We start from the raw sequence: 24103 nt of genomic DNA on the forward strand, positions 1-24103 counted from the left end.
CCGCATAACGGACTCAACCACGTCAACGAACCGTGACACGCTGTTGGTCTTCGATTACGCTCCTGCGAAGGATGTGGACCGTTGAACAAGGCCCGTCGCTCGGGATGCATTCGCAACGAGCCGGCGGCGATCGCGGCTCGAGAGTCGCCACCTCGAAGCCTCGTCGGAGTCGGACGGCGGCATCCGTGTCCCGGATCCCTCCCCTTCCTGCGCTATCTCTCCTCGCGCCCTCCCCCCCTCCCCCGATTCTCGGATGAGTGATCTTTCCGACGATTCGATTTCCGGCTGGCTCCAGCAGTTGCAGGCGGGAGACGCAGCGGCCATCCGGGAACTGTGGGAGAAGTTCTTCTCGAAGCTCGTCGCCGCCTCGGAAGCGCAGATGCGCAAGCTCCCCCCCATCTCGGCCGATGGAGAGGACGTGGCGGCCAGCGTCTTCCGCAGCATCTGGAACGGGGCCCGGGAGGGGCGGTTCCGCGAGCTGAAGAACCTGGACGAGGTATGGTGGTGCCTGCTCCGGATGGCCAAGCGGAAATGCATCGACCGCGTGCGGAACGAGGGGGCCCAGAAGCGGGGGGGAAAGTCGCAGATCCTCCCGCTGGAAGGGATCCCGGCCGAGGAGTTCCGCAAGCTCGTCTCCGAGGAGCCGGATCCGGAGTTCGTGGCGACATTCAACGAAGAGCTTTTTCGGCTGGCCGATCTGTTGCCTGACAAAACGGCTAAAGAGATTGCGGTTCTTACGGTAGAGGGCCATTCCGCCGAGGAGATCGCTCCGATCCTGGGACTCTCATTGTCGTCCGTGTATCGGAAGCTGCGAATCGTGCGGAAGATCTGGAAGAACGAGCTGGATACATGAATCAGGATGAGTTTTCGACCGGGCCCACGGATGACGCAGCGGCGACCGGCAGCCCGTCTCGTCAGGACGGAGGAGGAGTAGGAAGAGGAGGGGGGGCCGACATCGAAGTCGACCTGCTGGTCGACTCGGTCTGCGACGCCTTCGAGAGCGCCTGGCAATCGGGAAAGCGACCGGAACTCGCGGATTTTCTCACCGACACGCAGCTCCCGACCTCCACGCTGTTCGTGGAGTTGGTCCAGATCGACATGGACTACCGCCGCCGGACCGGCGAGCGCATCACCATCGAGGAGTACGCCGCCCGTTATCCGAAGTTCGGCGACGTCCTTTCGCACCTCGGCCCCGCCCTCGAAGCGGCGTCGGTCCCGGCCGCCGGCGAACGACCGGCCCAGGTCCTGGGGCGGTTCGAGCTGGTCGCTCCGGTCGGCGAGGGGACGTTCGGCGTCGTCTGGAAAGCCCGCGACACGAAGCTGCGGACCTGGGTGGCGATCAAGCGGTTCCGCGAGTCGATCCTGCTCCAGAACCGCGAGCTGTTCGCCCGCGAGGCCCGGGCCCTGCAGAAGCTGCACCATCCCAACGTCGTTCAGCTTCGCGAGCTGAGCCAGGGGGCCCTGACCGACTACATCGTCTTCGAGTTCGTCGAGGGGCAGAACCTCCGGACGATCCTCGAAGAGGGGGACGCCGCCCCGCTGGCCCCGGAGCGGGCCGCGCGGATCGCCCTGCAGCTGGCCGAAGGTCTGCAGCACGTTCACACCCATGGAATCATTCACCGGGACGTGAAGCCGGCGAACGTGATGCTCACGCCGGACGGAACGGCCAAGATCCTGGACTTTGGCCTGGCCCGGCATGCCGACTCCGCTTCGACGATCGCGGGAAAGGACCGCCTGCTGGGAACCGTGCCGTACATGAGCCCCGAACAGTGCCGGGGTCCGTCGGTGGCGGCGGTGACGGACGTGTATTCGCTCGGCGTCGTCCTTTACGAGATGCTGGCCGGCCGCCGGCCGTTTGAAGGGAGCGCGACCGACCTGATGGCCCGCATCCCGCAGGGGAACCCGCCCCCCTTGGATGCCCCGCCGGTCCTCCAGGCGATCGTCCGCCGGGCCATGGAAGTGGACCCGCGGGACCGGTACGGCTCGGCCGCGGAGATGGCCGCGGACCTGACACGGTTCTTCGAACAGAAGCCTTTGCCGTGCCGCTGGCGTCCGGGCCGTCAACTGGCCAAGACTGTTGGAAACCGTCGGGATTTTCTCGTCGCCGGCCTCGGCATGCTGGCTACGGGCGCGGCGACCTGGGCGTTCGTCAACCGCTCCCCTCCGCTGGACGACGGAAAGGTCACCGTCAAGCTGACGACGGATCCGCCGGGAGCCCGGCTCTCGTTCATCCCCCTGGACCGGGCGAACGGGCGGCCGCAGGCGGAATTCATTGAGCACGCCCCCATGCTCAGCCCCGTAACGATCCGCCTGGCTCCGAGAGACTACCTCGTCGTGGCCACGCTCGGCGACAAGATGGAGCGATTCCACGAGGTCTACCGCCACGTTCCGGCGAACGCGGAGAAGGCAAAGCAGCCCTGGCGTCACACCCTCTGCCGCGAGGACGACCAGGGAGCCATCCTGCTGATCGACATCCAGATTCCGGAAGCCTCCGTCACGAACTCGATGGTGCAGGTGGAGGGAGCCCGGGATTTCAACTGGGCATGGTGGAAAGACGGCGAACAGCGGATGACCATTCCAGACTTCTGGGTCGATCCCTTCGAGTTTACGGTCGCCGAGTTCCGCCGGATCCAGGAGCGAGGCCTGTCCCTGGCGACAGCCAAAAGGCTGACGGACCAACTCAGCCAGAACAAGCCGGACGACTTTGCGATGGGATGGATGTCGTTCGATGAGGCGGTGCAGCGGGCGGAAAACTCGGGAAAGCGCCTGCTCCACGAATGGGAGCACGACTACCTCTCATCCAACCGGGGGACGACTCGATACCCCTGGGGAAACACCCCCTACGATCAGATGGAGTTTCCACCAGCCCTCGGACCGATCGGGGACGTGCCGTTCGACCAGGTCCACACCAAGGGAGGGGTCGTCCACGGACTCTGCTCGAACGTCGATGAATGGGTCGATTCCTATCATCTCCTGCGGCCGGAGATCTGGAGCGCAGACGGCGCCGCACAGAAGGGAGACATGAGCCTGCGACACCTTCGCGGAAATCTGCCCCTTCTGCGAGCCCCCGAGAACATGTCCCAGAATTCGCCCCAGGAAGAACAGGGCTACTACCCGCTCAGACAACTCCGATGGCGATACGACATGTCGGAAACCCTGGGTTTCCGCTGCGCCCGAAGCGTTCGGCCTCGACTGCTGCCGAGCGACTTTGTTCGCGAGATTCGTCCGGCGGCAAACAGGTGATCCGCCGGCCTCGTCGGCTGGCTGGCAGATCGGCACGGCCTGTCCGGCGTTGGACGTCGCCACTCAACGGGGCGACGTCCATGGCACGATGGTCCGACGTGACGGCCGACGCGGGAGTGGTCTCGCTACCGAACCGTTCGCAGCAGATAGACGCTGCCGCGATAGGTGACCTGGTAGAACCCCTGGGCGTTCTTCTTCACGCTGGAGTCCGGAACGGACGTGGCACCGGCGGCATCCCGCGTCTCGAAGCCGAACGAGATCACGCGGTCCGCATCTCGACGCAGGGTCGAGGCCTTGGCGGCGTCCGCGTCGGGCCGGACCTCGGAGGGCTTGATCAGGAACTGATAGCAGTTCACGTAACGAGGGGCATTCTCGCCGGGCAGCTTCACACTCAGTTTCGTGACGGTTCCGACCTGCGAGGAATGGTCACGCCAGACCCCTTTCAGGTGCGTCTCGGGACTCCACCGGGTGGGGTCCTCCTTGGCCGGGGGATCGGTCACCTCAATCGCGCAGTCCGGACAGTACTCGGGACAAAGCTGGCCGGACGGAAGGATGAGCCAGTCCGCATAGGGGTTGTTGCAGTCGTTGACGCTGATTTCCGTGTAGTAGTAGCACAGGCCGGTCGGGTTCGAATCGTCGACCGGACCGAGGCACCACAGGGGGCACTTGTAGACAATGTCGGCCGAGGTCGCCTTCGCGGCACCGCCGACCACTCTTTGCGCCGCCGGCGCTGGTCCCACGTTCACCGGCGGACGGTAGACCTGGCGGTTCCGCCGCCCCGCAAACGAATCGCTCGTCAAGCCCGCGAGAATCACGGCCAGAAACAAAGGCCTCAAGCTCTTCAGGATCACAATGGCACTCCCTCACTGACAATATTCGCACCCAGCAACCGTGCTGGTACGGATCCGTCCACGACACAGCCCCAGCCCGCCCGGACCTGGGCCGATAGATTCCGATGGAGGAGGCGACTCCGAGGCGCGAGCCCTTAATCCACGACCACCTTCAGCCCATCATCCCGGCAAGCCATCCGCTTCAGCGCTTCGATGTCGATGTTTTCATTCACAAAGCGAACTCCGCCGTCTGCCATGACCGTGTTCACTCCGCCTGTGTGCGAAGACGACAGCGGATTGTTCGCGCCATGATTGTCACGCACGCCTGGCTGGGAGTACGCCGAATTCGGGGAGTATCGAATTGTCGTGATGTTGAACGCCGGAGGCGGGTTTGTCCCCGCGGTCGTATGGGTGTAGAGGGGAGGAACACCCACTCCGCTCGTCCCGGCGATCCAACCAAGGTTGAACGATCCGTCGACCCGTTTGAATTGATTCGTGGCCACGTCCCACAGCGACTTGGACGCCTCCCCGATCGCCATGATATTGGACGTTCCGTCCGTCAGTTCGGCGATTCGAATGACAGCGTTCGGCACGAGAACGCCATCCGCGGAGATCTGCCCGGAATTCAAGTCAGGCTGGCAGCAGTCGTTGACCCGCTTCGCCGGGAAACTCCCATGCGTCGTCGCGCCCGCGATTCCCACGTAGGAACTCATCTGCGGAGTGACTCCGACAAACGTGTACGGCGGGAGGGCGTTCGACGGGCAATGAAACTGAGCGAAGACGAGATTGTTGACGATCGGACCGTTCTTGGACCCTGGAAGCGTCGGATTGCCGCTGTTAGGGGAATCCACATCCAGCTTTTCGTAGATATTCCCCTGCTCCAGGTAGGGCAACAGTCCCAGAAGCCACGAGGGGCCGACCCCCCGCTGAACGCGGGCTCCGATCGGAAACGAACCGTGGACCTCGTGGTAATCGTGGAGCGCGATCCCGAGCTGCTTCAGGTTGTTCTGGCAGCGCGAACGGTTCGCCGCCTCCCGCGCCTGCTGAACGGCGGGCAGAAGGATCGCCACCAGAACGGCGATGATCGCAATGACAACCAGCAGCTCGATCAGCGTAAATCCACGCTGGCGGCGGCAGAATTCTCCTGGAGGCAGCACGGTCGTCTCCCTACAACCGATGACCTCGCGCAAAAGGCCACCCGAAAAACAGCTTCGACACCCAGCGGACTTGACCGGCAGGATCGCTGCCAGCCCTGGCCCGCACGACGAGAGAGATCGTCGCATGAAGTCCGCGGGGTGTCGAGTGCTGCTATTCAATACACCGCAATTTGTGGCAGGACGGTGCCACAAAGATCGCTGGATTTTCAGCGACACGCGAAAACCGCCTCCCCCTGCGTGCGGAACCAGTCCAGTCCGCCGGCCGGTCTCGTGCATTCATCGAATCGCTCCGATAGGATCGCCGGAGCGCCGCACCTCGCGGAACGCTCAAGCCTGCCCGCCCGCACCAGACGATTGCACCCGCGATCGTGGCACCGAGGCACGGCAGCCACCCGCGCCGGGTCACTGCACCTCGGCTCTGAACGCTTGAGCTTCCGATCCGTTTCGGACTTCGAACTCCGAAGCCCCACCCCGCCCGCCTCACCCCCTTTACGGTTGGAGAGTTCTCGATGGACAAGTGGCCGATTGGCGTGTTCACCTCGATTGATGCCGGACTCGGCGTCCACATGGATGTGGCCCAGGAACTGGGAATCCGGACAGTGCAGGTCCACGCCCCCCACGCCGGCACGCGCAATCAGGCGGCGGCCGATGCCTTCCTCAAGCGGACGGGAGACGCGGGGATCACGGTCACCTGTGTCTTCGGCGGCTTTGAGGGAGAGAGCTACGCCGACATTGCCACCACCGCGCGGACCGTCGGCCTGGTCCCCGCGGCGACCCGCTCCGCCCGGGCCGCCGAAATGAAGGAGATCTCGGACTTCACCCGCCTGATCGGCTGCGATGTCGTCGGGATGCACATCGGCTTCGTTCCGGAGCGGGGGAGTCCGGACTACAAGGGGCTCCTCGCGACGACGCAGGACCTGCTCGACCACGTCGCCGGGAACGGGCAGCGGATGCACCTGGAAACCGGCCAGGAAACCGCGGACCACCTGCTGGAATTCATCGGGGACGTCGGGCGGAAGAATCTGTTCATCAACTTCGACCCGGCGAACATGATCCTCTACGGCACGGGGAATCCGATCGAGGCCCTCAAGAAAGTCGGGCACCTCGTGAAGAGCTGCCACTGCAAGGACGCCAAGTGGGCCCCCGAAGGACAGCGCGGCACCGGCTGGGGCCAGGAAGTTCCGCTGGGGGAAGGGGACGTCGGGATGGAGACGTACCTGCGAACGCTGAAGGAAGTCGGTTACGACGGACCGCTCACGATCGAGCGGGAGATCGCCCACGACCGCGAGCGCCAGAAGGCGGACATCGGCCACGCCGTCAAACTGTTGACCGACCTGAAAGCTAAGGTGCTGTAAGGGGTTGTGCGTTTTGCCGTGAGGTCTGAGCGCCGGAGACGGACACCGCTGTCGAGGAGGGAACAGCAGCGTCGCTGAGTGCTCTACCTCCGTTCTTGAGTGCTTTCCCTCAATTTCGTCCGGCATGAAAAAAGAGTGTAGACTGAGCGATTCCGCGCGTTAGCATTCTCGTCCATTGGCCTATCCGGGGCTATGTTTCCGATCGCAAGTGGATATCCAATATGCACTTGCGGGAGTTCGCCGCATCAGGCGGCGCGACTCAGAACGGCCCGGAATCGGAAGACCCAATGGGGACTGAAGGGATGCAGTCACAAGCGGGATTCAGCCCATCGGGGGGCGGAGCGATGCCCCAGTCCGGGGAGGGCCGGGATGGGAAGGGGGGAGGCCGATTCCCGTGCTGGCCAGACCGCGCTGTTCCAGACATGTTCGGTCCCCATGCGGTCGCTCCAGATCGTCGCAATGACGGGCCGCTAACGAGGCAGGATGCCGTTTTGCAGCGCGCTGTTCTGCGAAACGGCCCTCGACGGAGCGAAATCGACTGGAACAATAGGGTGAGCCGAACCCGTCGGCGCGGCGGGGTGTCGAATTCAGTTGGTCCGTGTTTATGTGAATGCAATTTTGCGAGGCGGTGTTCTCAGTCCGCCCGTCACTGCTTCCCTAACCGGCTGCGCAAGCCCGGAAAGTTGAGTGATCTCTGCGGATCGGGCCGTGCGGTGCGGACGAACGTCCGAAAACGAAGCCCGGTCCACTTTTCAGGACTCCAAATTTTGTCGGTTCACACATCGCCAAACCCGGGTAGGATCGAAGCTTTCGGCGCGCGAAGAGGCACAGAGCGGAAGACCCGACGAGAAGAAATCCAAGGAGCATTGCTCCCGCTTTCCCTCCGTCCCTCCTCCACCGAGCCGCCTAGCAACCCAGCAGTCTCAGACGGACGGGACTGACACACGAGACTCATCACAAACAGACGCTGCCGCCTGCGGTTCGCCGCGGCCGGCAAGACCCCTGGATGCCCGGTCGAATCGGAATCGAGCGGCCTTCCGGACTACCAATCACTTTCCTCAGGAGTTCGACTGTGCATCGTTACGACCCCGCCCTCAAGGCACTGATGGATCAGGCCCAGGCCCGTGGTTTTCTGACCTACCAGATGGTGGATGAGTACCTCCCTGATGAAGGGGGCGACGTCTCGATGGTCGAGCACATCATCCACGCTCTCGAAGAGACCGAACTCCCGCTCATCAACGACCCCTCCGCCCCCCGGACCATCGCCGACAAGACTCGCCAGGAGCAGCAGGCCAAGGAAGGGACGCCCCTTCCTTCCGATATCGTCAAGGCGCTGATCGAGCCCGAATCGCCGATGTCCTCGCGCGATCCGATCCGCATGTACCTGAGCCAGATGGGGAACATCCCGCTGCTCAACCGCGAAGACGAGATCTTCCTGGCGAAGGAAATCGAGATCACCCGCAAGCGGTATCGCCGCAAGCTGATGGAGTCCGATTACGCGCTCGTCACGGCGTACGACATTCTCCAGAAGGTCAACAGCCAGGAGCTCCCGTTCGAGCGGACCCTGCGGACCTCCGACACCGAGAACACGCACAAGGACCAGATCCTGGGCCGCATGCCCGGGAACCTGAAGACGATCGGCCAGCTTCTCGAGCAGAACGCCGCCGACTGGGTCATCATCCAGGACGAGCAGTCCGGCAAGAAGGAAAAGCAGGCGGCCCGTGACCGGATGGTGATCCGTCGCCGCAAGCTCTGCACGCTGACCGAAGAACTCTCCGTTCGTACGCACCGCCTGACCCCCATCTTCAAGAAGATGGAGCAGATGGCGCAGCGGATGGCCGAGATCGAACGCGCTCTGCATCACTTCCGTCACCGGCCGGCGGCCGCCAAGGAAGTGGCGAAGATGCAGGTCGAGATGGCGGAATACGTCGAGCTGGTCCGCGAGCAGCCGGCCGAGTTCATTGCCCGCATGAACGAAGTCCGGGCTCGGTTTGACGCCTGGACCGATGCGAAGCAGCAGCTCTCGGGCGGAAACCTGCGGCTCGTGGTCTCGATCGCCAAGAAGTATCGCAACCGCGGTCTGTCGTTCCTCGACCTGATCCAGGAGGGGAACGCGGGCCTGATGCGCGGCGTCGAGAAGTACGAGTACCGTCGCGGCTACAAGTTCTCGACGTACGCGACGTGGTGGATCCGGCAGGCGATCACGCGGGCGGTCGCAGACCATGCCCGGACGATCCGCATCCCGGTCCACATGTTCCAGAGCATTTCGACGCTGAAGGCGAAGAGCGAAGAGATCCGTCAGAACACCGGCCGCGAGCCGACGACGGAAGAGCTGGCCGAAGCGGTCGGTCTGTCGGTTGAGGAAACCGAACGGATCATGAAGACCTGGAAGCACCCGATCAGCCTCGACACGCCGGTGGGCGAGAGCGAGGACTCGAGCTACGGGGACTTCCTGGAAGACCACAGCGAGAGCACGCCAGCCGACTCGGCGATGCATCAGATGCTGCGGGACAAGATCAACCATGTCCTGAAGAGCCTGACCTATCGCGAGCGGGAGATCATCAAGCTCCGTTACGGGCTGGGTGACGGCTACTCCTACACGCTCGAAGAGACGGGTCGGATCTTCAAGGTGACGCGTGAGCGGATCCGGCAGATCGAGTCGAAGGCGCTCCGCAAGCTGCAGCACAGCACGCGGGCCGAGCACCTGAAGGGCTTTGTGGAAGCCGCCTACACGGACGGCCCGATGCCGATGGTGGAAGAGGAGTCGGACGTCGACGCGGAACCGGTCGAAGTCTGAGCCGAGAATAGAGCTTGTTCTTTACAAAACGCCCACGGATGAAACCGTGGGCGTTTTTGTTGCGCTGGTCGAATCGTGAGGGAAGCGTCATCCACCGGGTCCAGGGGCACCCTGGTCAGGGGGTGCAGGGGGAAGAATTCCCCTTGCCCGCCGGAGGCCTGGCCGTCGAGAGATATCTGAAGGAGCCCGTGTCCAAACGCGGACGACGTGCCGGATGCCCCCTCACCAACCCACGGGGATTGCAAAGCGAGTGGTGTGGTTTGGTGGAGCCCTCAACGCCGGTACCACAAAACGGAAGCCCGTTGTGTACCACGGTTCCTCACAAAAGTGCCTCCGGCGGCAAGGGGTTGCCCCCTTGACCCCGGCTGCCGTCGCACGTTGGGTTTGAGGTGGCATAGCCGTGCCGGCAAGAACGGCTTTGGGAAACCCCGAAATGTGGGGAACATGCCAGATTCTCCGTTACGACCAATCGCCCCATCCGTATCCAAAGAAGGCCCGTGACTGCCCTTGCGCCCACCTTGTGAACTTTCCCGACGGCCTTTTCCCCCGTCGGGGCAAGCCGCATAATCGGACGGACGACGCGAGCCGCAGCGTTTCCATCGAGGTCGTTTGATGTCCCTCGTGAGCCCCGGCAACGACACAGCCCTCCCCGCCGCCCACGCCCCCTCCGGGACCGAGGCGATGTCCGCCTCAGCCACCGATTCGTCCCGCCTCGGACCGAATCTGCTCGAAAGTATCAGCTGGGTCGGCCTCTATTTCCTGCTGCAGAACCTCGCCTTCGCCGCCACCCTCGGCCTGATCGCCTTCGCGGCATTCGGAACACTCCAGATTTCCTGGAACCAGCTGATCGAGTTCATCATCGAGCTCGACCTCGATCGGTCCTTCGTCCTCATCGGCGTCCCCGGTCTCGCCGCCCTGCTCGCCATCTTCCCCCTCGTCCGCTGGCGAATGGGACCGACCTGGCGAACCGACCTCCGACTCTCGCGGCCGACACTCGACCAGACCCTCCTCGTCCTCGGCGCGGTCCTGCCGCTGGGCCTCCTGTCAGACGAGATCTACCGTCAGGCCCTCATCGTCTGGCGGTCGATGTGGAACATCCCGACTGTCTCCGAAACGCCCCTGGGCCTCCTCGGCAACCATCTGCTCCGAACCCCCTATCCCATCCTGGTCGTGGCCCTGGCCCTCGGCCCCGCGCTGGCGGAAGAACTCGTGTTCCGCGGCCTCATCGGCCGGGGACTCGTGGCCCGCCGCGGCATTGTCGCGGGCGTCCTCTGGACATCGCTTCTCTTCGGAGCGGCCCACGCCTTCCCGCCCCACATGCTTGCCACGATCCCCGTCGGGATCTTCCTCCACGTCGCCTACCTCGCAACCGGGAACCTGTGGGTCCCCATCCTGCTCCACTTCTTTAACAACCTGCTGTGGGTGTCGCTGGCCCGCTACCGCGTCGTCGAGCAACTTCCCAACGCCCCCGCCGTCCTCCTCGCCGCTGCCGTCTACCTCGTGATCCTGGCCTGGAGTCTCCGGCGGCGCTCGGACCAGAAAGTCCCTGCATGCCATCCCCGCGAGGCGGCGTTCGCCGGTCTGGGGATCGCAAATTTCACACTGACGTTCGTGCTGAACACCGTCCGGTAGCGCGGTCGGTCTACTCCCGGACTTGCGGGAGAAAGCTCCTCGGCGGAGACGAAGAGCCAAGGAAGAGTCCTCAACCCGGTCGTCCGTGGTTCGGGTGATTCATCACCGGAACGCCTTCGGTTCTTAGCTCGAACCGCGTCCTCGCCGACACGGCCCCCGCAACCTCAATCCCATCGCCCCACGGCCACCGGGTCCAGGGGCCTCGCCCCTGGTTAGTAGCCTTGAATGCCGAGGAGAGAGCTGAGCTGGGTTGAGCCGCCGGCATAGGAGCCGAACTTGGGCTCGATCGAAATGCCGACGCCAAAGTTGTTCCGGCTGCGGTCGTAGCCGATCCCCAGATGGAACAGCATGTACTCGCCGATCCGGGTCAGCGTTGCCGTCTGCCCGCGGTCGATCCCCTCGGCGACGTCGAACGAAGTGCCGAGCGTCGAGACCCATTTGTCGCTCATGCGGTACGACATGCTGCCGACCAGGAGCTGCGTCTGGACCTCGCCGACTTCAATCTGCCGGAAGCCGACATAGACGCTCCCCCGCGTGCTCCGCTGGCTGAGGATCCCCGCATTCCAGAGCCGCTGACCGCCGACGAAGGGATCCCAGACCCCGCTGGCCAGAAAGCTCGTCCGCTCTCCGACATACCACGCGTAGCGGCCGGTGATGAGACCGAACGTCTCGCCGAAGTTGTCGCGGTTGGCGTTCGGGAAGACCGACATCTCGAGGTCAAGCGTCATCCAGTCCTTGGTTCGGGGACCGGCGGGCGAGCCTTCCTTGGTCTGGAGACGATGCCGCCAGCCAAACGTGGCGACGTGCAGATCGTCGACGAGTTCGGGGGACATCGCGGTAACGGACCGCTGGGCTCCGCTGCGGATCGCATACGATCGCGGATCGACGAACGCCGGAGGCATGCCGTTGAACGAGTTGGTGAACAGCCGCTCGCGGAAACGCTCCTGCGCGTCGTCGTCGAACTCGTTGTACTGGGCGATCTGGCCGATTCCACGCGACGACTCGGAGTACGAGTAGTCGACATCAAAGACCATTTTGTGCGCCAGACCGTTGAGGCCCAGGATCGGGTTGTAGAGGTTCGGGTACGCCTTCCAGAACTCGACGCTGGCCCGCACGCCGAGGCTGCCGTAGAAGCGGTCGATCGCGTCGCCGTTCTGTCCCTGTTCCCAGAACGCCGCCTCGCCGAGGGCATAGGGGACCACCTTGGCCGGCCCGACGTTGAGCGGCAGGCTGACCTCGTGCCGGGTCATGGCGACCAGCCCCTCGACGTCCGGGAAGTACGGCAGCGGCGTGAACACATCCTGGGGATTCGTCGGCGGCTGCGCGGGCTTGATGTGGCCATAGCCGACGGAGGTATGCGAGCTCCAGTTGAGGTAGTCGCCGAGAAGCGGCTGGCCGAGGAGCGTCAGGTCCGCCTTGGGGAGCCACGACGTCTGGTCAAAGATGTTGTTGAGGCGGTCCCGCACCATGATCGACGCCGTCAGGTTGTCGTAGGTGTGCGAGAGAGTCGCCTGCGTCTCCTTGTCCTTGCCGGTGTCGAAGTCGTTCTCGTACCACTGCTCGTAGAAGTTGCGGTCGTTGTTGAGAACGTAGGCCAGTTCGGTCGTCAGCGTGGTGCCGAAGGGGAACTCGATCCGCTGCCCCCAGTCGACCTTGCCGCGGTTCGCGTCCGGAAAGGCCAGGTCGCGGCGGTCGAGACCGAGGTTGTCGAGGCCACTGTCGTTGATGTAGCGGGCGCGGGCATTCCCGAAGACCCGCGACGGCACGCCGAAGATTGGAACCACGCGGTCGTATTCAAACCGCGTTCCGATCGCCGGCCCGCGCTTGGTGTACCCGTCGAGCTCGAGGGTCCAGTCGATATCGTCTTCGAAATTGAGCCCCAGCAGCGTCTCCACGTTCCACAGGGTTTCAACCGAGACCCCGTTGATGCTGTCGGAGCCAACCTTGGCGCGGCGGATCGGGATCAGGCTCTCGTCCGCCGGACCGCTGATCGAGGGGAGAGCCAGAACCGGGACATTCTCGATATAGACCCGCGGATTGACGGCGGAGACATAGGGGGACTGTCGCTTGCCGGTGAACGGGTTCGGCTCGTTGTCGACGAAGATCTCGCCCGCTTCAAGACGGTAACCGGGCTGGCCGAACTCGCTCGTCGTCACGAAGGCGTTCTTCGCGTGGAACTTGTTCTCCGACTGCTGCCGGAGCGTGTCGGCCCGGAGACGCAGCGTCGCGTCGTATTCGGGAACGAAGGTCTTGACCTCCGCGTTCATCATCAGTCCGCGCCGCTCGCGGATGTCGTAGAAGGCGTTCGTGGCCGTGATCTCGTTCGTCCCCTGGCGAATGACGATGTTCCCTTCGAGATAAACCTGAAAGGGAGTCGTCTCATCGACGTCGAAGCCGCCGCCGAGACCGTCGAGCCGGTTGGCGTCGGTCCAGATGACGGCCCGGTCCGCCGTGAGGTCGATGCGGGTGTAGATCGCCTGCCCGGCAGCATTGATCGGGACGTTGTCCACGACCAGGTTGACCCCGCGGGTCACCGTGATGACGTACTCGGGAGGCGCGGTGTTAGGAACGATGCCGCCGCGGATGACCGGATCCTGCCCGATTGTCCGCGGATTGATCGTGACGTGCCGGGGGCCGATGGGACCGGGTGCGATCTGGAGGGGAATGGCGCCGGACCCAGGCTGGGGCGCGGTGCCGGGAGGGCTGGCGGGAACGACGAACTGAGTCAGCTCCACGCCCGTCCGCTGCCGCTTGCGGTTCTGGAAGGCCCGCTTGACGATCGGCCGGTCGGCCATCGAGGACTGAACGAGGCTCGTCTTCGGGAACGACGGATCCGGACGCGAAACGAGGGTGATGCTCGCGAACCCATAGGGATCGCGGGAGGTGGGCCGCTCGATGACGACGTCCCCCTCCATGTAGACGAAATACCGCGTCTCGTCCGCCGGGTCGGCACCCGCTTCGCGGATGACGACCATCTCGTTGGCCGAAAGATTGAGCCGTCCCTGGGAAATCCGGCAGCGCCCGTGGAGATATAGGGCCCCTTCGCCCCCCTCTTCCCAGGACCACCCCTGGTCCGCCTGGAGTTCGATCGGATCGCCGGCGTGGGCGGCGGGAGTCTCCTGGTACTCGGGCGTGGTGATCTGGTGCCCGCTGGCCGGACGGACCGTCGCCTGAGGGATTGCCGCGCTGTGCCCCCCTACTCCCAAGGTTCGCGCGGGGCGCGACTGCCCCAGGGCCTGCGTTGCCAACGCAACGAGGCCGAGGACCGCCAGGCACAGTTTGACGCGAAACGAACGCGGCAAGCGAGCGGACTCGGGGTAGGGGTGAGGTTGGAAGGAAAGGTCGGATGTCGAGTGCCGGCAGCCAGTTGTGAAAACCGGGCTCCGGTGCTTCGGGGGATTTGAGACTTGGAGGGACAGAATCTCTCCAGGGTCTGAAATGGACTTGGACTATACGACTGGGTGAAAAAGATGGTCAATACGGGTCCTCAGGCAGACATCAGACGCGCAACCAATTTGAAAACAACAACTTACACCATGAAGCCGTGCTGACTGCCGGATGCCACCCTGGCAGCGGGGAGCAATCCGGTCGCCTCGTCGCCGGATTTCCCCGAAGCTAAATGCTCATATGGGGTTGTCACCATCGGTCCCGCGATCGACGGTCACCGTCGCCAGAGCCGACGATGCTCCACAAACAAACGGTCCCCCTCGATGGGCAAGCGGGGTCAACAACGGGTCGTGGCGCCCCCAGGGCCAGAGCTGAGCGAGCAATGAAAGCGGCGCCCGGGGACTGCTCGACGGCAGAATTGAGCGGCGGGCGAGCGAGATTCCAAAATGAGCCAGCCGATCGACGCGGCGGTTGATGGAATCGCGACGTCGATTCGATAAGATGCCGAACCCGCCGCCCTGAACGGTGTCGATTTGTCGACACGCCCAGAAGTGGCGACTGCTTTCGGTCCTCGTAGCTCAATTGGATAGAGCGTCGGCCTCCGAAGCCGAAGGTTGGAGGTTCGAGCCCTCCCGAGGACGCTTTTCGCTGGCAACGATTTACGTCGACACCAGCAAGCTTTCTTCCTGGCCCGTCCCAGAACTTTGTCACAGAGGCCCCCCGCCAGCGCCAGCTGACGGGGGCTGCAACGAACCTCTCGGCTCGTCACTGGTTTCCAGAACGAGAGGTTTGAGATCTCAAAGTTTGCTGGGCCGAAGAACGCCGCGAAGCGCCTGGAGCCTCCCCCCGTGTTCCGGCCGGCGTCGCGCAACGCTCCCGGCAGGCGCGTTCCAGCGCGTCATCAAGCTCCATGCCCCGCGCACAGGGCTGGTGTGGCCAGCGGGGTCGCGGAGGCCGCCGGCTGGCAATGCTCCGTGATCGGCTGAAACTGGCCCGTCTTCGGAGCGAACGCGAACACCTCGCCCGTCTCGATCTTGTAAACCCAGCCGTGCAGCTTCAACGTCCCCTTCGCCAACAGGTCCGCGACCGCCGGATGCGTCCGCAGGTTCTCCAGCTGCACCAGAACATTCTCCTGCACCGCGGCATTGACCAGAGCCCCCTCTGACAGATGCTCGTATTTCTCCCGAATGATCCGCCGCGTCCCCTCCGCGTGCGAGAGCCAGGAACGGACCGCGGGCATCGCACCCAGCCGGTCGGAATGGAGCAGCCCTGTCACCGCGCCGCATCGCGTATGCCCGCAGACGATGATGTCCCGGATCTTGAGCTCCGTGACGGCAAACTCGATCGTCGCCTCCTCCCCGCCGGGGTTGGGATGATGCGGCGGAATGATGTTCCCTGCATTCCGGATAACGAACAGGTCCCCCGGATCGGTCTGGGTGATCAGGTTCGGATTCACCCGGCTGTCCGAGCAGGTCACAAAGACCGCCAGCGGCCGCTGTCCGTCGGCCAGCTTCTCAAAACGCTCCCGCTGCGGCCGGAAGATCTTGGCCTGAAAGTGGTGGATTCCGTGCACGAGCTTCTGCATGGTCGGACCTCGCGAGGTGAGCGGCTGAGTGGGAGTTGGAGGAAGGGGAGCGAGCGGCAAGAGCGGAGGGCAGCAGCGCGGCAGGATGCACGGAGCGGCTGTCGACGGGAGAACTCCGGCCTCATGGGCGGAGTCCGCCGGCCGTTAGCACAGGAACCGCTGGAAGAGGAGGACGACATCGCGACGCCGGACGGCGGCCTGTGAGACGGCTGTCCGTGAGGCGACCGCCTGGCCGGTGAAATCAGGCTCCAGCCCGGGCGTCACGCAAGAGCGGCGCGGGAACGGGAACGAACCCAACTCGTGAGAGCGAGACAACGGATCGAGGCTCCTTTCTGGGAATCGTGGCGTTCTTCTCAATCATCGTGCTCGACAGGGTAGGCGCCGCAGTTCTATTTGTACAATTGATAGTTCTCATCTGTCTGATGAGGTTTTTGAATAGGTCGAATCATGTCGTTCTTTGTCGATACGTTGCAGCTCACCAGCTTTGTGGCGATTGCCGAAACCGGCACGTTCAGCCAGGCGGCGGCCAAGGTGAACCGGACGCAGTCCGCCTTGAGCCTGCAGATCAAGAAGCTGGAAACGCAGCTCGGCTGCGAGCTGTTTGACCGCACAGGTCGCCGGGTCTCGCTGACGCCGGAGGGAGAGATCTTCCTGGGCTATGCGCGGCGGATGATCCAGCTTCAGTGGGAGGCGTTCAGCCGTCTGCGGGAGCCGGACATCGAGGGGGAGATCCGATTCGGCACGCCGGAGGACTTCGCGACGCACTACCTGCCGGACGTGCTCGCCCGTTTCCGGCAGCATCATCCGCGGGTGCAGTTGAAGGTGGCGTGCGACCTGACGCTCAACCTGATGGATGGTTTCCATCGGGGCGAGTACGACGTCATCCTGGCCAAACGCGATCCGCAGCGGGTCAAGGGGGGAACGAAGGTCTGGCGCGAGCCGCTGGTCTGGGCGGCGGCGGACGGTTATCAGCCGGAGGAGCGTCTCTCGCTGGTGCTGTCGCCTCAGCCCTGTATCTATCGAGCCCGGGCGCTGGCGGCGCTCGACCGGGCGAAGCGGAGCTGGAACATCAGTTACACGAGCCCCAGTCTGGCGGGAACGCTGGCGGCGGTGAGGGCGGGGTTGGGGATCACGGTGCTGCCGGCGCACATGATTCCGCCCGGAATTCATCCGATCCGGAAGGAGACGAAGCTGCCGCATCTGGCGGATTCGGAGGTGGCGCTGATGAAGAAGGACCAGCTGTCGAGGATCGCGGAGATTTTCGCGGAGCACGTCGTGCGCAGCCTCGAGAGCATCAAGGGCTGACGAGCGTCGTTGCCGGAGCCGCGATCACAGGGGATCCGATGCCGCCTCACTGCTCGCGGACATTCTGACGCGGCGGCGTTCCGCCTCTGATTGCGATGAACCACAATACCCGCGGATCTCACACGGGATGGTTTGTCCATGAAATCAGTTTCGGCCTTCGCCATCGCCCTGGCGGCATTTGGCATCGTGTTCGGCGCCACAAAGGGTTGGCAGGCCTACCGCGGATCGGCCGCTGCCGCGACTCCTCCCGGAATGGTTTGGATTCCCGGCGGCGAGTTCACGATGGGGACTGAGTCGGACCTCGGCTGGCCCGATGAGAAGCCAGCGCACCGCGTCCGTGTCGGCGGGTTCTGGATGGACGTGGCCGAGGTGACGAACGGGGAGTTCGAGGCATTCGTCGCCGCGACCGGCTATGTGACGACCGCCGAGAAAGCCCCCACGGCTGAGGAGATCCTGGCTCAGTCGCCGCCGGGGACACCCGCGCCGCCGCCGGAGACGCTGGTTGCGGGAGCCCTCGTCTTTACACCCCCCGAGGGGCCGGTACCGCTCGACAACGTCGCCGGGTGGTGGAGTTGGACGCCGGGGGCGAACTGGCGACACCCGGAAGGCCCCGGAAGCGATCTGACCGAGCGGGAGAACCACCCCGTGGTGCAGGTCTCGTGGGACGACGCCGAGGCATACGCCCGCTGGGCGGGAAAGCGGCTTCCGACCGAGGCGGAATGGGAGCGGGCCGCGCGGGGCGGGGTCGACCGGGCTCCTTATGTGTGGGGGACGGAGCCGCCGATGAGCGGGGCACCGCGGGCCAACATCTGGGAGGGAGAGTTTCCGTATCGCAACACGATGCAGGACGGCTACGTCCGCACGGCACCGGTCCGCTCCTTTGCCCCCAATCCCTACGGCCTCTACGACATGGCGGGGAACGTGTGGGAGTGGTGCGCCGACTGGTATGTTCGCGACGCCTACATGGAACATTCGCGCCGCGAAGTTACAATCGATCCCGTCGAGGCGACGGCCAGCCGCGATCCGCGTCATCCCTTCACGCCGCAGCGGTCCCAGCGCGGTGGATCCTTTCTCTGCAACGACAGCTACTGTTCCCGATATCGTCCCGGCGCGCGACACGGCTGCGCTCCGGATACGGGGATGTCGCATGTCGGGTTTCGCTGCGTCCGGCCTGATCCGTCCCATCCCTGACTGATTCCGGCGCGATGTCGGTCGCACCGGTTCTCTTGTGTCGTCGAGGAGAGCTACACGATGAAACGCATCCATTGGCCAACGCTCGTGCTGATGGCGTTCGGGGGGGCGCTCGGATACGCCGCCGCCCTGATGCCGTCGCCTGGCGAGAAGGCGGCACTGGCCGCACAGTTGGGGCCGGGCCGCGCCCGCCCCACGGCGGTCGAGCCGGAGACCGCTTCGAAGGGGTCGCTGGGGGACCGTCTGCTCCGGGCCGCGACGGCGGGGAGCGAAGGGGAGAGCGGAGGCGACGGCAGCGGGATCTGCTGCAGTTCGGGAACGGGCCGCTGCGAGGCAGTAGCGAACGACGTCGGGTTCGGCGCCACGCTGCTGGCTCAGGCGGACTCCAAAGCGGCAGCCGCCTCCGGGAAGAAGCCGAACATCCTCGTGATCTTCGGAGACGACGTCGGCCAGTCGAACCTCAGCGCCTACACGCACGGGCTGGTCGGTTACAAGACGCCGAACATCGACCGGATCGCGAAGGAAGGTCTGCTGTTCACCGATTACTACGCGGAGAACAGCTGCACCGCCGGCCGCTCGACGTTCATCACCGGACAGGCGTGCCTCCGGACGGGGCTGTCGAAGGTTGGGATTCCGGGCGCGACGGTCGGTCTCCAAAAAGGGGACATGACGATCGCCCAGGCGGTCAAGCCCCTCGGTTATGCGACGGGGCAGTTCGGCAAGAACCATCTCGGCGACCGGGACGAATACCTCCCGACGGCCCACGGCTTCGACGAGTTCTTCGGGAACCTTTACCACCTCAACGCGGAAGAGGAGCCGGAGCGACCGTATTTTCCGAAGCACGACAAGGCGTTCGTCAAAGCCTACTCGCCACGCGGCGTCATCAAGAGCTCGGCCGACGGCAAGATCGTCGACTCCGGTCCGCTGACCCGGAAGCGGATGGAGACGATCGACGACGAGACGACCGCCGCCTGCCAGGACTTCATCGACCGGCAGGTCAAGGCGGACAAACCGTTCTTCTGCTGGATGAATTTCACGCGGATGCACATCTTTACCCACGTGCGGGAGAGCATGCGGGGGCAGAGCGGCATGCCCGGCAACGAGTATGCCGACGGCATGATCGAGATGGACATGAACGTCGGGAAGCTGCTGAAGCAGCTCGACGATCTGAAGATCGCCGACAACACGATCGTGATCTTCACGACCGACAACGGCCCGAACGCCTTCACCTGGCCCGACGCGGCGACAACTCCGTTCCGATCCGAGAAAGACACGAACTGGGAAGGGGCGTTCCGCGTCCCGTGTCTGGCCCGCTGGCCGGGGAAGTTCCCTAAGGGAGAAGTGCTGAACGGCATCGTTTCGGGTCAGGATTGGTTCCCGACCCTTGTGGCCGCCGCCGGTGATGACGGCGTCAAGGACCGGCTCCTCAAGGGCTGGCAGCCGGAAGGGAACGAGACGAAGTTTCGGAACCACCTCGACGGTTTCAATCAGCTCGACTACCTGACCGGCAAGTCGAAGGACAGCGCCCGGAGTGAGTTCTTCTACTTCAACGACGACGGTGACCTCGTGGCTATGCGGTCGGGGGACTGGAAGATCGTCTTCGAGAAACAGGAGCAGCCCGGCCAGATGGATATCTGGGCGAATCCGTTCAAGAAACTGCGTGTCCCGAAGATGTTCAACCTGCGGATGGACCCGTATGAGCACGCCGAGATCTCCGGCAGCGGTTACGACCAGTGGCGGGTCGAGAACGCCTACGTGATCGCCTACGGTCAGATCAAGGCCGCCGCGTTCCTGGAGACGTTCGTCGAGTATCCACCGAGCCAGCGACCGGCGAGCTTCAGCATCGACCAGATCCGTCGGCGGGTCGACAAGAAGATCGACGAGTCGTTCAAGAAGCGCGGACTGGATTGACCCTCGCTTCTCCGGTGTATCGAGTTGAACCAGGCGTGCCGGTCCGTGACCGGCACGCCTTTCTTATCGAGTCCCTGATGCTTCGATCAGTCGAGACGCGGCGCGAGGCCGCGGCGGCGCTGCTGCTGGCGGCCTCGGGAGCCGCCGCGCTGATCGATCAGACATTGTGGGTGAAACAGCTCTCGCTGGTGGTCGGCGTCGACGTCTATGCGGTGGCGATCGCAGTCAGCGGGTTCTTTGCGGGACTGGCGATCGGAGGAGCGGCGCTGGGCCGGCTGGCGGACTCGGCGCGGAGCCCGCTGATGCTGTATGCCCTCCTCGAAGTCGGCATCGGAGTCCTGGGGGTTGGTACGACGAGAGTACTGGCCTCCGCCGCGCCGGTCTTCGTCGCATGCGAACATTCGTCCGGGTTCCTCGCCTGGGGGCTGCCGTTCGTTCTGGTTGGCGCTCCCGCGTGTCTCATGGGGGGAACGCTCCCCGTGCTGCTGAAGGCCCTGCGGATCACCGGCCCGGTCGGGACCGCGGGGGGCCGGCTCTATGCCGCCAACACCGCGGGGGCAATCGTCGGGACGCTCCTGACGGCGTTCGTTCTGGTTCCCCGGTTTGGCGTTCTGGGATCGTCCTTCGTTGCCGCCGGGTTCAATGGGCTGGCGGCCGTGGGAGCGATCGTCTGGGCCACGTGGGACCGCGGCGCGGCGGCCGTCGGTGACTCCGAACCCGGTCCGGAGTTCTCTCCGTCCCCGCGTCCGGCTGGCTACGGGCTGGCGATGGGGCTCTATGCCGTCGCAGGCGGGATCGCGCTCGGCTACGAGGTGGTCTGGTCGCAGGTCGTGGTCCAGTGGACGAGCACGCGGACCTTTGCCTTTGCCGTCGTCCTCGCGGTCTATCTGGCCGGGCTCGCGATCGGCAGCGCCCTCTTCGCCCGGTGGGCCGACCGGAACAAAGATCCGTGGGGGCGGTTCGGGCTTTTGATCGCGGCTGCCGGCGCGGCGGCGTTGCTGGAAGTGAAGCTGCTGGGGTCCTGGCTTGCCGAGGTTCAGCGGACCGTCGCGGGCTGGGCCTTTGCGGCGACGGGACAGGAGTCGGCCGCGATGGCGGCCCGCTTTCTGACCGCGGCGGGAGCGATCGTCCTCCTCCCGACGATCCTGCTGGGCGCGGCGTTCCCCGCGGCGCTGCGACTGCTGGGGGATGCGCCGCGGGCCGGCCACGATGCCGGGCGACTCCTCGCCTGCAACACGATCGGCGGGATCGTGGGGACGCTGACGACGGGGTTCGTCCTCGTTCCGGCGCTCGGGCTGGAGCGGACGATGGCGGCGCTGGCGGTCGGGGCGGTGATCGTGGGGAGCACGGCCGCCTTTCGCGGGACGTCTCTCACCAAAGGGGTGACGGCCGTCCTGGGGGGGATCGTGGTCATCGCGGCGGCGGCGACCTCACCCGCGCACCTGGGATCGCTTCTGGCGGAGAGCCGCGGTGGAAAACTCCTCTTCCACGAAGCGGGGCCGGGAGGAACGGTCGCGGTTCTCCGGCAGGGAACCGGACAGAACACGTTCCGCCGGCTCTACATCCAGGGGGTCTCGAACTCCGGCGACTCGATGACGTCGCTGCGGTACATGCGGCTCCAGGCCCTCCTGCCGCTCCTGATCCATCGGGGCGAGCCCCGTTCGGCTCTGGTCATCGGACTGGGGACCGGGATCACGACCGGGAGCCTCCTGGCCTATGACGGACTCGAGCGCCGGGTCTGCGCGGAACTGATGCCGGCGGTCGTCCGGGCGGCTCCGCTCTTCGAGGGGAATGCCGGCGTCGCCTCCGATCCGCGGGTCGAGATCCGCCTTCGCGACGGGCGGCGCGAGCTTCTTCGGAGCGACGACCGCTACGACCTCGTTACCCTCGAACCGCCTCCCCCGTCGGCGGCCGGAGTCGTGAACCTCTATTCGCGCGACTTCTACGAGCTCGCCGCGAGCCGGCTGGAAGAACGGGGCCTCGTCGCCCAGTGGCTCCCCTTGCCGACCCAGGGGGAGCCCGAGACGCGGTCGCTCATCCGCAGCTTTCTCGATGCCTTTCCGCATGCCTCGCTCTGGACCACCGAGATCCACGAGATGCTGCTCGTGGGCTCGCGTTCGCCAATGGAGCTGGATGCCGCCAGGATCACCGCCCGCTTCGAGCAGCCGGGGGTCTCCGCGGCGCTGCGGGAGGTGGGGATCGACTCACCCGCCGCGCTCCTGGCGACGTTTGTCTGCGACCGCGCCGGACTCGTGCAATATGCCGGCGACGCGCCGCCGGTGACCGACGACCGGCCCCGGATCGAATCCGGCCCGTGGGTCCTTCCGGGAGAGTTTGAGCGGACGCTCGTCCATCTCCTGGAACTCCAGAGCGAGCCGCCCCTGGCGGGGGGCTCTCCCGATTTTCCCGGGGCCGTTGCTCGCACGCGGCAGACGCTCCACGCCTTCTATGCCGCCGCGCTCTATGCCTACGAGCGGGACCGATCCAAGTGGAGCGAGACGCTCGACGGGGTTCTCCGGGCGGAGCCGCACAACCTGTACTACCACTGGATCGCCGGCCGCGAACCGGCGCGCGGGCCGCCGTAGAGGGCCGCCAGCCCTCGTTCCTGTCGCCGGGAGCGCGGCGGCGCGAGGCTTCGGTATCCTGTTCCCGGGGGACGCGCGGGCTCCCGCCGCCAGTCCCCGCTCCGAATTTCCAACTTCCCCAGAGTCGCCATGTCCGCTCGCGAATCGATCCTGGAGCTTCAGCGCCGCGTCGGCGAGTCGATCATCGGCCAGGCGGCGGTGATCGAGCGGCTGATCCTGGCGCTCCTTACCGGCGGCAACGTCCTCCTTGAAGGGCTGCCGGGACTCGCCAAGACCCGGGCGGTCAAGACGCTGGCCAAGAACCTCGAATCCGAATTCCGGCGGGTCCAGTTCACGCCGGACCTCCTGCCGGCGGACGTCACCGGGAGCGAGATCTATTACGACAAGGGACAGGGGGGCGGTGGCGAGTTCACGTTCCAGCCCGGGCCGATCTTCGGGAACCTGATCCTCGCCGACGAGATCAACCGCGCCCCGGCCAAGGTCCAGGCGGCGCTGCTGGAGGCGATGGAAGAGAAGCAGGTCACCGTCGCCGGGAAGACCCACAAGCTGCCGGACCTGTTCATGGTCCTGGCGACGCAGAACCCCATTGAGCAGGAGGGGACCTACCCTCTTCCCGAGGCCCAGAAGGACCGCTTTCTGCTCCACGTCCTGGTCCGTCAGCCGGGCGATGACGACGAGCTCAAGGTGATGCGGCTCGTCCGGAGCGAGGAGCAGCCGGCCGAGTCCAGGGCCGCCGCCGAGTCCCCACCCAAGATCCCGCAGCAGGCGGTGTTCGATGCCCGGCGGGAGATCCACGGCGTCGGCGTGACCGAGATCGTGGAGCGGTACATCGTGGCCCTCGTGGCGGGAACCCGGCGGCCGGCAGCGTTCGGCAAGGACCTCGCCCGCTGGATCAGTGTCGGGGCCAGCCCCCGCGGGACGCTCGCGCTCGACCGGACCAGCCGGGCCCGAGCCTGGCTCCAGGGGCGGGACTACGTCACCCCCGACGACGTGCGGGCCGTCACCCTCGACTGCCTCCGGCATCGCGTCCTCCTGAGCTACGAGGCCCAGGCGGACGGCAAGACCGCGGATGACGTCCTGGCGGAACTCGTCAAACAGGTCGCCGTGGGATAGCGGAGAAGCGGC

Annotated in this window: 14 protein-coding genes and 1 tRNA gene; 11 read left to right on the forward strand and 4 right to left on the reverse strand. The window is 65.1% G+C overall.

All coding sequences use genetic code 11. The annotated features are described in order from the left end of the window. Nucleotides 1-253 precede the first annotated feature (253 nt). Nucleotides 254-853, forward strand: coding sequence for an ECF-type sigma factor (locus tag VT03_RS14415; RefSeq protein ID WP_075093622.1), 600 nt, complete (start codon nt 254-256; stop codon nt 851-853). Beyond that, nucleotides 850-3243, forward strand: coding sequence for a serine/threonine-protein kinase (locus VT03_RS14420; protein ID WP_075093623.1), 2394 nt, complete (start codon nt 850-852; stop codon nt 3241-3243). Before VT03_RS14415 ends, VT03_RS14420 begins: the two co-directional genes overlap by 4 nt. 125 nt (nt 3244-3368) lie before the next feature. Here the strand turns inward: VT03_RS14420 and VT03_RS14425 are convergent, their stop codons facing one another. Both VT03_RS14425 and VT03_RS14430 read right to left on the reverse strand, forming a co-directional pair. Beyond that, nucleotides 3369-4043 carry a hypothetical protein gene (locus VT03_RS14425; protein WP_156514497.1) on the reverse strand — a complete coding sequence of 225 codons (675 nt, stop codon included), beginning with the start codon at nt 4041-4043 and terminating at the stop codon, nt 3369-3371. A 185-nt stretch (nt 4044-4228) separates the two neighbouring features. Then, entirely contained in the window at nt 4229-5230 is a 1002-nt protein-coding gene (locus VT03_RS14430; RefSeq protein WP_261340458.1) for a DUF1559 domain-containing protein, read from the reverse strand. Between the two features lie 509 nt (nt 5231-5739). Between VT03_RS14430 and VT03_RS14435 the strand changes: the two genes are divergently transcribed. The 3 genes from VT03_RS14435 (at nt 5740) to VT03_RS14445 (ending at nt 11014) form a co-directional block, all read left to right on the forward strand. After that, the gene (locus tag VT03_RS14435; protein WP_075093625.1) at nt 5740-6585 is read left to right on the forward strand and encodes a sugar phosphate isomerase/epimerase family protein; all 846 of its coding nucleotides are present in this window, start codon (nt 5740-5742) and stop codon (nt 6583-6585) included. Between the two features lie 1072 nt (nt 6586-7657). Then, nucleotides 7658-9382 carry a sigma-70 family RNA polymerase sigma factor gene (locus VT03_RS14440; RefSeq protein ID WP_075093626.1) on the forward strand — a complete coding sequence of 575 codons (1725 nt, stop codon included), beginning with the start codon at nt 7658-7660 and terminating at the stop codon, nt 9380-9382. Nucleotides 9383-9994: 612 nt separating this feature from the next. Further along, on the forward strand, nt 9995-11014 hold the full coding sequence (locus VT03_RS14445; RefSeq protein WP_075093627.1) for a CPBP family intramembrane glutamic endopeptidase: 1020 nt from the start codon (nt 9995-9997) through the stop codon (nt 11012-11014). A gap of 212 nt (nt 11015-11226) precedes the next feature. Here the strand turns inward: VT03_RS14445 and VT03_RS14450 are convergent, their stop codons facing one another. Further along, nucleotides 11227-14316: an LPS-assembly protein LptD gene (locus tag VT03_RS14450; RefSeq protein ID WP_075093628.1), complete on the reverse strand. Its 3090-nt coding sequence runs from the start codon at nt 14314-14316 to the stop codon at nt 11227-11229. 652 nt (nt 14317-14968) lie between these two features. Between VT03_RS14450 and VT03_RS14455 the strand changes: the two genes are divergently transcribed. Continuing rightward, a tRNA-Arg gene (locus VT03_RS14455) sits at nt 14969-15042 on the forward strand. A 260-nt stretch (nt 15043-15302) separates the two neighbouring features. Here the strand turns inward: VT03_RS14455 and VT03_RS14460 are convergent. Continuing rightward, entirely contained in the window at nt 15303-15986 is a 684-nt protein-coding gene (locus VT03_RS14460; RefSeq protein WP_075093629.1) for a carbonic anhydrase, read from the reverse strand. 447 nt (nt 15987-16433) lie between these two features. Here VT03_RS14460 and VT03_RS14465 point away from each other — a divergent pair, with 447 nt between their 5' ends. The 5 genes from VT03_RS14465 (at nt 16434) to VT03_RS14485 (ending at nt 24091) form a co-directional block, all read left to right on the forward strand. After that, a complete protein-coding gene (locus tag VT03_RS14465) occupies nt 16434-17291 on the forward strand; it encodes a LysR family transcriptional regulator (RefSeq protein WP_075093630.1) in 858 nt (285 codons plus the stop codon). Nucleotides 17292-17429: 138 nt separating this feature from the next. Next, nucleotides 17430-18482 (forward strand): formylglycine-generating enzyme family protein, encoded by a 1053-nt coding sequence (locus VT03_RS14470; RefSeq protein WP_075093631.1) that lies wholly within the window; start codon nt 17430-17432, stop codon nt 18480-18482. A 60-nt stretch (nt 18483-18542) separates the two neighbouring features. Continuing rightward, on the forward strand, nt 18543-20393 hold the full coding sequence (locus tag VT03_RS14475) for an arylsulfatase (protein WP_197489327.1): 1851 nt from the start codon (nt 18543-18545) through the stop codon (nt 20391-20393). A 77-nt stretch (nt 20394-20470) separates the two neighbouring features. Further along, nucleotides 20471-22978 carry a fused MFS/spermidine synthase gene (locus VT03_RS14480; RefSeq protein ID WP_082846781.1) on the forward strand — a complete coding sequence of 836 codons (2508 nt, stop codon included), beginning with the start codon at nt 20471-20473 and terminating at the stop codon, nt 22976-22978. Nucleotides 22979-23107: 129 nt separating this feature from the next. Continuing rightward, nucleotides 23108-24091 carry an AAA family ATPase gene (locus VT03_RS14485; RefSeq protein WP_075093632.1) on the forward strand — a complete coding sequence of 328 codons (984 nt, stop codon included), beginning with the start codon at nt 23108-23110 and terminating at the stop codon, nt 24089-24091. Nucleotides 24092-24103: the final 12 nt, after the last annotated feature.

This window comes from Planctomyces sp. SH-PL14, assembly GCF_001610835.1.
In the GTDB taxonomy this organism is placed as follows: Bacteria; Planctomycetota; Planctomycetia; order Planctomycetales; family Planctomycetaceae; genus Planctomyces_A.